The organism is Pantoea piersonii (assembly GCF_003612015.1).
Classification (GTDB): Bacteria; Pseudomonadota; Gammaproteobacteria; order Enterobacterales; family Enterobacteriaceae; genus Pantoea; species Pantoea piersonii.
The window spans coordinates 193,549-207,001 of the sequence record NZ_RARB01000002.1; the positions used below are offsets into that span (position 1 = coordinate 193,549).

The 13,453-nt window shown below is 53.5% G+C and carries 12 protein-coding genes and 1 riboswitch; of the genes, 4 read left to right on the forward strand and 8 right to left on the reverse strand.

The window, feature by feature from the left end:
- Nucleotides 1-120: 120 nt before the first annotated feature.
- Nucleotides 121-588: a hypothetical protein gene (locus D7S44_RS06720; protein ID WP_120453232.1), complete on the reverse strand. Its 468-nt coding sequence runs from the start codon at nucleotides 586-588 to the stop codon at nucleotides 121-123.
- Nucleotides 585-965 (reverse strand): hypothetical protein, encoded by a 381-nt coding sequence (locus tag D7S44_RS06725; RefSeq protein WP_120453234.1) that lies wholly within the window; start codon nucleotides 963-965, stop codon nucleotides 585-587. The genes D7S44_RS06720 and D7S44_RS06725 overlap by 4 nt, the downstream gene beginning before the upstream one ends.
- A 457-nt stretch (nucleotides 966-1,422) precedes the next feature.
- On the opposite strand from D7S44_RS06725, the gene D7S44_RS06730 reads away from it, so the two are divergent.
- The gene (locus D7S44_RS06730; protein ID WP_271153145.1) at nucleotides 1,423-2,061 is read left to right on the forward strand and encodes a DNA N-6-adenine-methyltransferase; all 639 of its coding nucleotides are present in this window, start codon (nucleotides 1,423-1,425) and stop codon (nucleotides 2,059-2,061) included.
- 533 nt (nucleotides 2,062-2,594) lie between these two features.
- On the opposite strand, the gene D7S44_RS06735 is transcribed toward D7S44_RS06730, so the two are convergent.
- Together D7S44_RS06735 and D7S44_RS06740 are read right to left on the reverse strand one after the other, a co-directional pair.
- Complete coding sequence (locus D7S44_RS06735; RefSeq protein WP_120453238.1) at nucleotides 2,595-3,719, reverse strand: RNA-guided endonuclease InsQ/TnpB family protein; 1,125 nt, start codon at nucleotides 3,717-3,719, stop codon at nucleotides 2,595-2,597.
- 124 nt (nucleotides 3,720-3,843) lie between these two features.
- Complete coding sequence (locus D7S44_RS06740; RefSeq protein WP_120453240.1) at nucleotides 3,844-5,352, reverse strand: flagellin N-terminal helical domain-containing protein; 1,509 nt, start codon at nucleotides 5,350-5,352, stop codon at nucleotides 3,844-3,846.
- Nucleotides 5,353-5,734: 382 nt separating this feature from the next.
- Nucleotides 5,735-5,829, forward strand: a riboswitch (TPP riboswitch).
- A 34-nt stretch (nucleotides 5,830-5,863) separates the two neighbouring features.
- On the opposite strand from D7S44_RS06740, the gene thiM reads away from it, so the two are divergent.
- From thiM to fbaB, 3 genes are all read left to right on the forward strand, one after another.
- Nucleotides 5,864-6,658, forward strand: a complete 795-nt coding sequence (thiM, locus tag D7S44_RS06745) for a hydroxyethylthiazole kinase (RefSeq protein WP_240629437.1) — start codon at nucleotides 5,864-5,866, stop codon at nucleotides 6,656-6,658.
- Nucleotides 6,655-7,455 carry a bifunctional hydroxymethylpyrimidine kinase/phosphomethylpyrimidine kinase gene (gene thiD, locus D7S44_RS06750; RefSeq protein ID WP_120453244.1) on the forward strand — a complete coding sequence of 267 codons (801 nt, stop codon included), beginning with the start codon at nucleotides 6,655-6,657 and terminating at the stop codon, nucleotides 7,453-7,455. The genes thiM and thiD overlap by 4 nt, the downstream gene beginning before the upstream one ends.
- A 148-nt stretch (nucleotides 7,456-7,603) precedes the next feature.
- Nucleotides 7,604-8,656, forward strand: a complete 1,053-nt coding sequence (fbaB, locus tag D7S44_RS06755; protein ID WP_033750266.1) for a class I fructose-bisphosphate aldolase — start codon at nucleotides 7,604-7,606, stop codon at nucleotides 8,654-8,656.
- A gap of 108 nt (nucleotides 8,657-8,764) precedes the next feature.
- On the opposite strand, the gene D7S44_RS06760 is transcribed toward fbaB, so the two are convergent.
- From D7S44_RS06760 to D7S44_RS06775, 4 genes are all read right to left on the reverse strand, one after another.
- Nucleotides 8,765-9,451, reverse strand: a complete 687-nt coding sequence (locus tag D7S44_RS06760) for a GntR family transcriptional regulator (protein ID WP_120453246.1) — start codon at nucleotides 9,449-9,451, stop codon at nucleotides 8,765-8,767.
- Nucleotides 9,452-9,551: 100 nt separating this feature from the next.
- A complete protein-coding gene (locus tag D7S44_RS06765; protein WP_120453248.1) occupies nucleotides 9,552-11,012 on the reverse strand; it encodes a mannitol dehydrogenase family protein in 1,461 nt (486 codons plus the stop codon).
- 64 nt (nucleotides 11,013-11,076) lie between these two features.
- Nucleotides 11,077-12,360 carry an MFS transporter gene (locus D7S44_RS06770; protein ID WP_120453250.1) on the reverse strand — a complete coding sequence of 428 codons (1,284 nt, stop codon included), beginning with the start codon at nucleotides 12,358-12,360 and terminating at the stop codon, nucleotides 11,077-11,079.
- 77 nt (nucleotides 12,361-12,437) lie between these two features.
- A complete protein-coding gene (locus D7S44_RS06775) occupies nucleotides 12,438-13,445 on the reverse strand; it encodes a Zn-dependent oxidoreductase (RefSeq protein ID WP_120453252.1) in 1,008 nt (335 codons plus the stop codon).
- Nucleotides 13,446-13,453: the final 8 nt, after the last annotated feature.

Below are 13,453 nucleotides of genomic sequence, written 5' to 3' on the forward strand. Positions count from 1 at the left end.
TAACCGACCTCCGAAAAATGGCCCTTTTTTACCTCTATTTTACTCCCCCATTTTCGAGACTTTTATCTAAGAAGGGAGTAAAATTTTTCGGTGCTGATGTGAGAGATAACTGTGTTCATTTTACTCACTCTCACTGTCTGCCAGTGCCGCCCGGATACGTTCGCGCATACTTGGGGCTTCTGCTTCCAGTGTTGCGGCTTCCTCTGCTGCTTTTGCTTCCATTTCTGCACGGTGGCGGGCTGCATACACCTGACTGATTTCATCGGTGATTTCGTCCATCAGTGCAGCTTCGGCTGCTGCCTCGAGCTCTACACGATCTGCATCGATGACAGACTGAGGGCGGTCGAGAACAACGCGCATCATTGGACTACCCGGAATGAAGATGTCCTGTGATCGCAGGTCTGCAATGCGGTATCCGTTGAGGATGTGCTCTTGCAGGCGCACTAAACTGATCGGATGGGGTTCTGTTAGCTCGACACGCTCACGCAAGTGACGACGGACATACTCGGATACGTATCCGTCTCGTTCTGCCTTGTAGATGGCTTTGATTTCTTTTACTGCTGCTGGTGGTAGTGAGAATGGTTTCATTGTTGTTGCTCCTTAATTTCTAAAAGTCGTTTGATGTTGATTCGGTTGCAGCTTTTGCACGTAAAGGGTGATTTGTTATCTGCCGCGTATTCGGTGACGTAATACCAGGTGCCATCGTAGTAATCCTTTCGGATGAGGGCAGATTCTAGCCACTGATTTAAAACACGATGAGGGTTGCCGTTATCCCATTCCTGAATGAAGTCTTCCCAGGTGAAGCAGTGCTTCATCATCTGTTCAGCCCAATACAGGAAGGCCACACGGGTTGGGGTTGTCGGTAGGTTATGACTGCGGAGGCGGTCACGGTAAACGTGATATTCAAATCGAGGTAGCCACGTCTCGATGAGGTGCAGCGAATTGCTGCTGTCTGTGTCATTCATCTGTATGAGATTTCCTTTTGTTAAGATGAAAAAATCCCACGCGAAAGGAAAGCCCGGTTCATTACGGAGACACTGCTTGGATGACAGTTTTGATAATGAACGCGGCAATCGCGTGGAACTTTTTGGGTTTCACTGGTGTGAAGGTTTGCTATGAAATGGTGCTGTGTGACGCGATCACGGCTGGGCCTGTGATGCCCAAAGCTCGATAGGGGAAAGTAAACTCTGAGCTTTGCTTACCCTACACCCTCATAATAACAGATTTAGCACAAAATGTCAATTGTTATTTATTGACTTGATTCTGTTATCTGTGATAGGGAAGGTTATTGCTGAGTGGTATCTAATGGGAATAAAGGTTGCTTGAATGACGGCTGTTTTGTAAACATAGTATCTCACTATTAGAGCGAGTTATGGGATCAAGGAGCAGGCTATCACTATCAGGGACGAATGCTTTCGATACATACGGCACGGTGTTAACAATGGCGGTAAGGATGACTGGCGCACGCCGTTTCAGTTGTTAAGGGAATTAGACAATGAATTTGATTTCACGGTTGATGCAGCAGCAGATGCTGATAATGCAGTGTGTGATCGTTATTGGGATGCTGGTGCTGACGCACTAAAACAGAGCTGGAAAGGTGAGAGGGTGTTTTGCAATCCTCCTTTCTCAATGACGGCTGATTTCCTTACAAAAGCAGGTGAGGCTGACTTATCCATATTGGTGATTGCAGCTAGGCCACAAGCTACATATTTTCTCTCTGGCGTGTTCGCTAACCCTCACTGTCACGAAATCAGGTTTCTGCATCGTGGCGTCAAGTTCATCCATCCTGCACGGCTTGAGAGCGTCAGATCACCATTACCAATCTGTGTTGTTGTGTTTAGAAAAGAACATTGTGCAGGAGATAAGCGCGTAACTGTAGCTTGTGCCGATTCAGGGAAGGAGTTATGCACGGTAGCAGGACGTAAGCCTGGCAAACCTTCAACGCACACATTCTCAATCAAGGATAAGGTTATTCAGGACTTTAGGAGAGGCATTAAGGTAGGTGAATTAGTGGAGCGGCATAAAGTGAGTAGGGCAACCATTTACAGATGGGTCAGATAGCTCCTGTGATGTTCTAAGAAACACGCTTAACAGAATTGGTTGTTGGGTCAAGGTTGGAGAATAGAGTGCATAAGAAGGGCATTACAGGAAGTGTAAGATGTTGTGAGTTATCTCAGCAGGATAACCTTAAGGTTAACTGTATTGTGTTTCATCTGTTAGATCAGAGAGGTTAGAACTAACGTTAGTTAGCACTAGAGTTAAGGTGATGTATCTAACCACTCACTAACCTTGTCCCTTTATCTTAAACAGGAAGGGATACATTAATTAGCTATGTTCCATTCCGTAGACTCCTATCTACGATAGTCATCTACTACATGAAACATAGCTAGAGAGAATATTTAAATAAAAGGATTACCATACTCGCTATCGCTCGCAACTTCGGCGTTAAAATACCACAAACAAAAGTAAAAGTCAATTAAATTCTCTTGCTTTTTATCTGGTTGTATGCTCGCAAATGGCTAGACAATTTTTTGTTTTGCCACATAACTCAAAGTTAAGGGCAGACGTTGACATCCGGCGCGGATAACCCGAGCTTACAGCAAGATAACGGTGCTTTTGCCATCTTCTGAGGGTTCCTGTTTCATCGGATGGCCTAAAAACTCCGCTCCTCCACAGGCAATAACGGCATGCCCTGCCGCTAGAATCTTCTCAGCCCTAAGCCTGCCATAAAGGTTGCTTGAGGCGTTATCTGAAACTGGCTTGAAATTGTTATCGCGTTCGCGCACGGTCATAAGTTCGCCACCATTCCAATTCAGCTTGTAATCAAGCTGCCTTTTTAATTCATAAGTCTCGTTGGATAGGAAACGTTTAGTGCTCTTAGGACGCTTTGATAAAGAGGTTGCAGCCTCAAGATTTTCGATCACAACAATCGCGTGGTTTTTGCTTAGTGTTGTTGAAATCTTATGAAAATGGTCTTTACGCATATTTGAGATGCGATTTAACAAGCGGTTTACTTTATGCCTTTGTTTGACCCAATTAGAGCTAAATCTCTTCTTCTTGCGCAGACGCTTAATGTTTTTCTCAAGAGACTTTTCCATTTTGGGTAAAGATGCTTGAGACAAAAAATCAGTGCTGTCAGAAGTGGTGATGCATTCAATGTTGCTGGCATCAAGACCTATCATTGATGATTGCTGCGATGAAGGTTCATCAACCTCAGCTTCGGTCTGCAAACTCACATACCACTTGTCCAGCTTCATTGAAACTGTGACGTTTTTAATCACGCCTGTAATGGAGCGACTTTTTCTGTAACGCACCCAACCTAACTTAGGCAATTGGATTCTTTCATTGCCTTCATCAAGCTTCACGCGCTGAGTGGGATAACGGAATGCATCATTTTTCCCTTTCTTTTTTGGGGAAGGAAAGGTTGCTCTACGTGAAAAGAGATTGTTGAATGCTTTATCAAGATCCTTCAATGTTTGTTGAAGGATCTGGGAAGGGGCATTACTCAACCAGGACATTTCTTCTTGGCTTTTCCATTCAACAAGCCACGGTGCCATTTTATTATAAGGTATGTAGCGATCACCATTTCTCCAGATGTCGCTTTGCATAGTTAGAGCACGATTGTAGACAAAACGACAAGCACCAGCGAATGACTTCATAGAAGCAATCTGTTCTGGATTTGGTTTCAACTGAAACTTGTATGCTTGACGCCTGATCATTTCGACAACTATTTAACCTAAAAGTAGACTTCAAATTATGTGTATTTCATCAGTAAACACATTGCAATTGCAATGCTTTTACGGTTGAAATAAAGCCCCCCGCGAATACGGGGAGCCTTTGCTATTAGCCCTGAAGCAGAGACAATACCTGCTGTGGAACCTGATTAGCTTTAGCCAACACTGAGTTACCTGCCTGCTGGATGATCTGTGCTTTAGACATGTTTGAAACTTCAGTAGCGTAATCTGCATCCTGAATACGAGACTGCGCTTCAGAAAGGTTAGTAGTGGTGTTGTTCAGGTTAGTTACCGCTGAATCCAGACGGTTCTGAACAGCACCTAAGCTTGAACGGAACTTATCAACCTGCGCGATAGCAGCATCAAGTGCTTTTAAAGGATCCGTTGTTGTTGTGGTGCTTACTTCAGCTAGGGGGCTTGAGGTGTCAGAGAAATCATGTTTAGATGCTTTAGATGCAAGATAAGTCTTACTACCAATAGTAGCAACCTCAGTATGACCGTCGATTCCCCCTAATTCTACAGCAGCTTTAGAGCTGGCACCTACTGATGAAGTATAGGAAATTGTCTTGGCATCGAGAGTGGTGCCATTAGTTCCATCATAATCCGTTGCATAGAGTTTACCACCTGCAGCCTGCAAGGCATAACCAGCATTAGAAGTATTGCCATTGGTATCAGTTTCGGTCAACTTAACAAGAGTAAGGTCATCTGCGCCGTTAGTTAATGTCACGCCTGCTGCAGCCAAGGTAGAAGCAGCCTTAGTCAAGTCAATTGCATTGCCTGAACCTTGTTGAACAAACGTTACAGCGGTCGCTCCAGTTGGAGAGGCTGTCTTATTAGAAACTTTGACGCTTCCATCTGTTCCAACTGTAGCCTCATAAGTTCCGCTAATAGATCCAGTAGATGCTGTATCATTCACCGCAGCATAATATTTACCTGAGTCCTTATCGAAGGTTACTCCTGTGACAGACAAGGTGCCACCTGAACCTGCGGTTAAATCTGATGTGTCAGCTGAACCAGTATTTATAGAGGTTGTTGTATTGGAATAAGTCAGTCCAGTTACAGCTTCTGAAGTAACAGATGTTGGTTTTTGGACATTAAATCCAGAAAGTCCAAGTGTGGAAGAGTCAATTTTCTGCAAATCAATGCTAATAGTCTGCCCATCGTTTGCACCCACTTGGATTGACATTGAGTTATTAGCCTTTGATAGAACGCTTACTCCGTTGAACTGGGTTTGACCTGAAACGCGGTCAATCTCGTCCAGACGTGAGGTGATTTCGTCTTGGATTGAAGACAAGTCGGAATCAGAGTTGGTGCCGTTCTGTGCTTGAACAGTCAGTTCACGAACACGCTGTAAGTTGTTGTTGATTTCTGACAGTGCGCCTTCAGTGGTCTGCGCCAGTGAGATACCGTCGTTGGCGTTACGCGCAGCCTGAGTCAGGCCATTAATGTTTGAGGTGAAACGGTTAGCTATTGCCTGGCCCGCTGCGTCATCTTTGGCGCTGTTAATGCGAAGACCAGAAGACAGACGCTCAATTGATGAAGATAGAGCAGACTGGTTCTTGTTGATGTTGTTCTGAGTGATCAGCGAGAGGCTGTTGGTGTTAATTACTTGAGCCATGGTAAAAGTTCCTATTAATCAAGTCATTTGGTTAAGGTTTGGGCTTAAACCCCTTCGGCTTCAGCGCCGTCATACCTACTATCGTCACCCCTCAGAAAAACTTTAACTTCCTTTTTATTTCTTTTTCCAAACTAACGTTCGGTAGGGGCTTGCATCAGGCAGCCTGTCAACCAGCCATCTTTATTAATCGGCACATTGGCTCATTTCCTTAAACTTTTGGATAATGCCTAGGTGAGGTCAAGGGTGGGGTAAAACGTGAGGTCAAAGGTGGGGTAATCAGGCTTTATCCGTTTCCGGCGATCAAGAAGGCGAATGTGGAGAGGCTAGCTTGCTTTGCAAGCGACACTTCCCGTATGCTGGTGAAAAGTAATGAGAGATTTACTTTAATGACTCGGGGTGCCCCTGTATACAGGGCTGAGATACACCCGCTGACCTGATCTGGATAATGCCAGCGTAGGGAAGTCAGATGCCTGACCGCATTCGCCTTCTTGTTCGCCGGTTGGGAGTAATAATGATCCACCAACCTCAACGCTTTTCCGACGCGCATTTCGCGCCCGTTCTCGCCCGTTTCGTTCAGCAGCAGCCGCTGGTTCACTGTATGACCAACGATGTCGTGCAGAACTTCACCGCCAACGTATTGCTGGCGCTTCACGCTTCGCCCGCGATGGTTATCGACCCTGATGAGGCCGCGCAGTTTGCCGCGATAGCCGATGCGTTACTGATCAATGTCGGCACGCTGACTCGTGACCGTCGCGATGCGATGCTGGCGGCGGTACAGGCCGCTGAGGCATCGCAGACGCCCTGGGTGCTCGATCCGGTCGCGGTCGGGGCGCTGCGGCTGCGCACTGAATTCAGCCAGCAACTCCTTGCGCGGCGACCTGCCGCGGTGCGTGGCAATGCCTCTGAAATCCTCGCGCTGGCGCAGCAGAGCGTCGGCGGGCGTGGGGTAGATACGCAGCATCAGGCGGAAGCGGCGCTGGAGGCGGCGCACAGCCTGGCGAAGCGCGCGCAAACGCTGGTGGTCGTCAGCGGCGAGGTCGATTACGTCACAGACGGAGATACGACCTTGAGCATACCCGGCGGCAGCGCACTGATGACCCGCGTGGTGGGCACCGGCTGCGCGCTTTCCGCCGTAGTGGCGGCCTTTTGCAGTTTGCCCGGCGAACGGCTGCACAACGTCGCCAGCGCCTGCCGCGTGATGGCGTGCGCAGGTGAATGCGCCGCTGCGCAGACAGGCGCGCCGGGCAGCTTCGCCACGCTGTTTATTGATGCCTTATGGCAGCTGGCACAGGAGGCGCGCGCATGAAGCGTATCAACGCCCTGACTATTGCCGGAACCGACCCCAGCGGCGGCGCAGGCATTCAGGCCGATCTCAAGGCTTTTTCAGCGCTCGGCGCCTATGGAACCAGCGTCATTACCGCGCTGGTGGCGCAGAATACCTGCGGCGTGCAGTCGGTCTATCGTATCGATCCGGACTTTGTGGCGGCGCAGCTCGACTCGGTGCTGAGCGACGTGCGCATCGATACGGCGAAAATCGGCATGCTCTCGGAAACCGCCATCGTGCAAAAAGTGGCGGAAAAGCTGAAACGAGCCGACATCCCTTTTGTGGTGCTGGATACGGTGATGGTGGCGAAAAGCGGCGATCCCTTACTCTCGCCAGACGCGATCGCCAGCGTACGCGAGCTGCTGCTGCCGCAGGTGTCGTTAATTACGCCGAACCTGCCGGAAGCGGCCGCACTGCTTGAGTGCGCGCCAGCGCGCAGCGAAGAGGCGATGCTGGAGCAGGGCAACGCGCTGCTGGCGCTCGGCTGCCAGGCGGTGCTGATGAAAGGGGGGCATCTTGGCGACAGCGAAAGCCCGGACTGGCTGATCACGCGCGAGGGCGCAGAGCGCTTTACCGCGCCGCGCGTCAACACGCGCCATACACACGGCACCGGCTGTTCGCTCTCCGCCGCGCTGGCGGCGCTACGCCCGCGTCATGACAGCTGGGCGCAAACGCTGCGCGAGGCGAAAGCGTGGCTGCAACAGGCGCTGATGCAGGCCGATACGCTGGAAGTAGGCAAAGGCATCGGGCCGGTGCACCATTTTCATCGCTGGTGGTAGGGCAGAACGCCCTGGAATGAGAAATCTTGCTACGGATCCGTCTGAAAAATGGAGTCAGCAATTTGCGTCGTGATGCTGCGACGTTCAGGCTGTGGTGGCTCGCGCCGGTCTGCGCCGGCGCATCACCTCTTTTCTGACAGGAGTTAACATGACGGACATCGTACAGTTACTGGGCCAGGACGCGGATTCTCTTCTTCAGCATCGCTGTCTGGCCCTGCCCGCGGAAAACCTCTATTTGCCCGGCCCCGATTATGTCGATCGCGTGATGATCGACAATAACCGTTCGCCTGCGGTGCTGCGTAATATGCAGACGCTATACAACACCGGCCGCCTCGCGGGCACCGGCTATCTGTCAATCCTGCCGGTCGATCAGGGCGTGGAGCATTCGGCGGGCGCCTCCTTTGCCGCCAACCCGCACTATTTCGATCCCAAACATATCGTTGAGCTGGCGATTGAAGCGGGCTGTAACTGCGTGGCGTCAACCTATGGCGTGCTGGCCTCGGTGGCGCGCCGTTACGCGCATCGCATTCCCTTTATGGTGAAGCTGAACCACAACGAAACCCTGAGCTATCCGACGCAGTATGACCAGACGCTCTATGCCAGCGTCGAGCAGGCGTTCAATATGGGGGCAGTCGCCGTCGGTGCCACGATCTATTTTGGTTCCGAACAGTCGCGCCGCCAGATTGAAGAGATCGCCGCCGCTTTCGAGCGTGCGCACGAACTGGGCATGGTCACGGTACTCTGGGCTTATCTGCGCAATAACGATTTCAAAAAAGATGGCGTGGACTATCATGCCAGCGCCGATCTCACCGGACAGGCTAACCATCTGGCGGCGACCATCGGCGCGGATATCGTCAAGCAGAAGCTGGCGGAAAATAACGGCGGCTACAAGGCGGTGAAGTTTGGGCATACCGATGAACGCGTTTACAGTACCCTGACCACAGACAACCCGATTGATCTGGTGCGCTACCAGCTGGCGAACTGCTATATGGGCCGCGCCGGGCTGATTAATTCCGGCGGCGCGTCGGCGGGCGAAACCGATATCGCAGAATCGGTGCGCACCGCGGTAATCAACAAGCGCGCGGGCGGCATGGGGCTAATCCTGGGGCGCAAGGCGTTTAAAAAGTCGCTTAAGGATGGCGTGGCGCTGATTAATGCGGTGCAGGATGTTTATCTCTCTAAAGAGGTCACCATCGCCTGATTAAACCCGGCTTCGCCAGGGGTTTAAGGGGTCTGGATAAGGAGTTTACGGATCCTGCGACGAAGAGATGAAAAAGGCCAGCGGACGCTGGCCTTCTTTATTATGAGATTACAGCGACTCAAACCACTCGCTGTTGCGCTCGGCAATGGGCGTAATGGAGAAAATCATCTCCTGCAGATGACGGCGCATTGCCGCTTCGGCAGCGTCGGCATCGTGATTTTTTAACGCCGACAGAATCTCCTCGTGCTGCTCTATCAGGCTGTCCGGCGGCGAGACTTCGCTCAGCGTCAGGAAGCGCACGCGGTCCATCGCCGCTTTGATATTTTCTACCGTCTCCCACGCCAGCGCGCAGTTAATGCTCTCGGCAATCAGCCGATGGAACTCATCGTCGAGGCCCAGAAACGCCTGGCTGTCCTGACGGCTGGCCGCCATTTTCTGCAGCTGAAGATTGTGCTCCAGCGTCATCAGCGCCGCAGGCTCAATCTCCAGCGCCGCACGCCGCACGACCGAAACCTCTACCGCTTCGCGAATAAACCGGCCATCCGCTACGCGGCGCGCAGAGATTTTCCGTACGAAGGTGCCGCGCTGCGGCAGTACCTGCACCAGACCCGCCTCTGCCAGCTTGATAAAGGCTTCACGCACCGGCTGGCGCGACACGTTAAACCGGGCTGAAACTTCTTTTTCTGACAGCAGCGAACCCGGCTGGATGACGCAGGTCACGATATCCTTCCGCAGATAACGATAGATCTGCTGGTTAACCGGTTCGCTGGTGGTAATGGTATAGGCGATTGACATGCGGCATATCCGTATTACGGCTGGCCGTAGCCAGCCCGTTGGGAAAGTGTCAGTCTAATCAGCGCGCTGCGACTGCGCCAGCGCTTTTGATACTGAACAATTACAGCGAATGGACAATCTGCGCCACGGTGGCGCGTGCGCCATGCTCGCGCAGCTGCAGCCAGAAGCGCGTCAGCGTGGCGACGACTTCCGCATTCTGCGCCAGATCTTCGCCAAATACCGCTTTCATCCCCAGCAGCGCTTTCACGCGCGCTTCACCTTCGGCGCTGGCAGCTACGCGCTCCGCCAGCTCCGCTTTCAGCGGATCGCGGATCTCGATCGGCGCGCCTTGCTCATCCACGCCGCCGACATAGCGCATCCAGCCCGCTACGCCCAGCAGCAGCAGGTCGCAGTTGCTGCCGTTGCGCAGGTGCCAGCGCACGCTGTCGAGCAGGCGCTGCGGCAGCTTCTGCGTGCCGTCGGTTGCGATCTGCCAGGTGCGGTGCTTAATCGCGCGGTTTTCGTAACGCGCGATCAGCGAGTCGGCGTAGGCGGTGAGATCGACGCCCGGCGTGCGCAGCGTCGGCGCCTGCTGCTCAAGCATTAGCCTGCGGGCGGCGGTGCGCAGGCTGGTATCGGCCATACAGTCGCTGATGTATTCATAGCCGGACAGGAAGCCGAGATAAGCCAGAAAGGAGTGGCTGCCGTTAAGCATCCGCAGCTTCATCTCTTCAAACGGCAGCACGTCTTTAACCAGTTCCGCGCCCGCCTGCTCCCAGGCTGGCCGACCGCTGACGAAATTATCCTCGATGACCCACTGGAAAAAGGGTTCCGCTTCGACCGCGACCGGATCGCTACAGCCGAGGCGGTCGGCAAGCTGAGCAAAGGCGCTGTCGGTCATCGCCGGAACGATGCGATCGACCATGGTGGAAGGGAAGGTGACATGTTGCTGAATATAGTCCGCCAGCGCGCCATCCTGCCGCTGCGCCAGCTGTACAATCACATTGCGCGTGACGTGGCCATTTTCCGGCATATTGTCGCAGGACATCACGCTGAACGGCGGCAATCCCGCGTCGCGGCGTCGGCGGATCGCCGCCAGAATCAGGCCCGGCAGCGAACGCGGCGCATCGGGATGGGCCAGATCGTGCTGGATATCGGGATGTTCATGGTTGAGGTCGCCGCTGGCGGGATGATGGCAGTAGCCTTTCTCTGTTACCGTCATAGAGACAATCGCCACGTCCGGCTGGCTCATGGCGGCGATGACCGCCTCAATGCCGTCGCCTTTGCCGTGCAGCGCTGAAGTGATGACGCCGATGACCCGCGTATTTAGCGAGTCGTCAGCCATTTCCGTGAGGGTATACAGGTGATCCTGCTGACGCAGCGCCTGAATCAGCTCGCCGCTGTTGAGGTTGACTTCACAATAGCCCCAGTCACTGCCCTGTTCCGCCAGCTTGTCGCTGCACAGCGCCTGGTGCGCGCGGTGAAAAGCGCCGAAGCCAATATGCACCATGCGGGTTTTCAGTTTGCTGCGATCGTAGCGCGGGCGCTGCACGTCGGCGGGAAGGCGATCAATCTCTAACATAGTCCGTCCTTATGGCAAACGGGGCGTCCTGCGCCCCGTGATTCAGTCATGTAAAACGTTCTGCTTATACCGAAACCGGCTTCTTGCTCGCTTTCGGGCTGCGGATAACGAACAGCACCAGGAAGGCGCCAACGGCGGCGACGCAGCCGGCCAGTACAAAGGCGCTGTCAAACTTGCCGGTATGCTGCACGATAAAGCCGGTGACGATCGGGCCGATGATGCCCGAGAGGCTGCCTACCAGATGAATAAAGCCGCTGATGCTGCCGACGCGGCTCTTGTGCACCACGTCCTGAATAATCGCCCAGTAGATGGCCCCGGTGATATAGAGGAAGAAGATCGATATCGACATCATCATCACTGCAGAGTTGACCTCTTTTACCGTACCCGCCAGTGCCACACAAACGGCGGCGGCGAACAGTGAGACCACCAGCACAATTTTACGGGACAACAGTAACTTGCCGGTAATATTGAAGATCTTGTCTGAGATCCAGCCGCCCAGCGCCAGACCGACGAAGCCGACAATCCACGGGATCATGGTGGTGATCGACATCGATTTAATATCGAGGCCGTGCGCCTGCACCAGATAGGCCGGGAACCAGCTCAGGAAGAAGAACAGAATATAGTTGTAGCAGAAGAAGGCGAAGGCGGTGACCAGAATAATCGGCTGACGCAGATAGTAGCCGAAGCCGTGGGACGCCTGTGCCAGATCCGCTTCTTCGCCCGGCTGCTCGGCTTTCAGTTTATCAACCAGCGCGCGCTCTTCATCCGAGACATGCTTGCTCTTTGCCGGGTTGTCTGCTGAAACGAACAGCCAGATCCCCATCCATACCAGACCAATCAGGCAGATAATAACGAAAGCCGGACGCCAGCCGAAGGCGAGAGCGAGGTAGCCGATAATGGGGCCCGCTACCGCGCCGCCCAGCGGCGAACCGGCGCTCAACAGGCCCATCGCGGTGGCGGCCTGTTTTTTCGGGAACCAGCCGTTAATCGCTTTGTTGGCTGAGGCGCAAATAGGGCCTTCCGCCATGCCGAACAGTACGCGCAGGATCAGCATCGACCAGAAGCCGGTCGCCAGCGCGGTCATGCCGCAGAACAGCGACCACATGCCAACCGCCAGGCCAAGCACGATTTTCGGGCCAAAGCGGTCAGTGGCGACGCCGCCGATGAAGTTGAACAAGGCATAGCCGAAGAAGAAGCTGCCGAAGATCATGCCGAACTGTTCGGCGTTGATCGCCAGATCTTTTTCTACCAGCGGCAGAGTAAGGGAGAGGGCGACACGATCGAGGTAGTTGATCATGTAAACAAGAAACAACAGCAGTACAATTGTCCAGCGCAGATTTTTAAACATAGTGGCTCCAACGCTTTTTTATAGTGATAGTAGGCCGGCAGCGCGCTGCCGGCTGAATCCCCGGTGAGGCAAGGCGGCTACATCTCTAAAACGACCTTACAGCAGGTGCGGGGGTCTTTTTCGAACAGCGTCATCGCGCGTTCGATTTCGTCGAGCGAAAAGTAGTGCGTAACCAGTTTTTCTGGCTGGATCAGCCCCTGTTCCATCCACTCAATGACCTGTGGAAAGCGATGGCTGTTAAGGCGAGAGGTAAACAGCGACAGCTCTTTGCTGGTGAGACTTTGTTGCGTGATGCTACACGGCTCGCCGGAGAAGCCGAGCAGTCCGATACGCGCGGCGGGCGAGGCGATCGCCGCTGCTTCTGCCAGAATCGACGGATGGCAGGCGGCATCAATAATCAACGTCGGCTGCACCCCTTCCAGCTGCGCCGCCAGCGCCACTTCGGCGTTGTTGAAGACGCGATCCGCGCCGCTGGCCTGCGCCAGCTCAAGACGCTCCGGCAGACGATCCACCACCAGCACCTGCGCTACCTTATAGACTCCTTTCAGCACCTGAATCGCCGTCAGGCCCATCGGACCCGCGCCGTAAATCAGCGCCACATCCTGCGGCTGCGGCTTAAGGAACGCGGTAATATTGGCCGCGATAGTGAAAGGTTCCACCATACTGGCCAGCCTGTCAGGGATGGTCGTCGGCAGGGTATAAGCGTTGCTGGCGGGCGCGACGCTATACTCGCTGAAGCCGCCGTCGCGATGTACGCCGATCACGCTCAGCGTGGTGCAAACGTTAGGGCGGCCTACCGAGCAGGGATAGCAGTGGCCGCAGCTGACGACGGGATCGACCGCCACGCGTTCGCCGATGCGGCTGGCGTCAACACCGTCGCCGACGGCATCAATCACGCCGAAAAATTCATGGCCGATGACGCGCGGATATTTAGCGAAAGGGTTATGGCCATGCCAGATATGCACGTCGGAGCCGCAGATGCTGGCGTATTTCACCTTTACGCGTACTTCGCCCGCAGCGGGTGCAGGTAACGGACGCTCCGCCAGAACCAGCGTGCCGGGTTGTTCTATAACAACGCTTTTCATGATGCGCT

Coding starts and splice junctions, on each gene's coding strand:
- D7S44_RS06720 (WP_120453232.1), bottom strand. CDS start 588: ATGAAACCATTCTCACTACCACCAGCAGCAGTAAAAGAAATCAAAGCC.
- D7S44_RS06725 (WP_120453234.1), bottom strand. CDS start 965: ATGAATGACACAGACAGCAGCAATTCGCTGCACCTCATCGAGACGTGG.
- D7S44_RS06735 (WP_120453238.1), bottom strand. CDS start 3,719: ATGATCAGGCGTCAAGCATACAAGTTTCAGTTGAAACCAAATCCAGAA.
- D7S44_RS06740 (WP_120453240.1), bottom strand. CDS start 5,352: ATGGCTCAAGTAATTAACACCAACAGCCTCTCGCTGATCACTCAGAAC.
- thiM (WP_240629437.1), top strand. CDS start 5,864: ATGATCCACCAACCTCAACGCTTTTCCGACGCGCATTTCGCGCCCGTT.
- thiD (WP_120453244.1), top strand. CDS start 6,655: ATGAAGCGTATCAACGCCCTGACTATTGCCGGAACCGACCCCAGCGGC.
- fbaB (WP_033750266.1), top strand. CDS start 7,604: ATGACGGACATCGTACAGTTACTGGGCCAGGACGCGGATTCTCTTCTT.
- D7S44_RS06760 (WP_120453246.1), bottom strand. CDS start 9,451: ATGTCAATCGCCTATACCATTACCACCAGCGAACCGGTTAACCAGCAG.
- D7S44_RS06765 (WP_120453248.1), bottom strand. CDS start 11,012: ATGTTAGAGATTGATCGCCTTCCCGCCGACGTGCAGCGCCCGCGCTAC.
- D7S44_RS06770 (WP_120453250.1), bottom strand. CDS start 12,360: ATGTTTAAAAATCTGCGCTGGACAATTGTACTGCTGTTGTTTCTTGTT.
- D7S44_RS06775 (WP_120453252.1), bottom strand. CDS start 13,445: ATGAAAAGCGTTGTTATAGAACAACCCGGCACGCTGGTTCTGGCGGAG.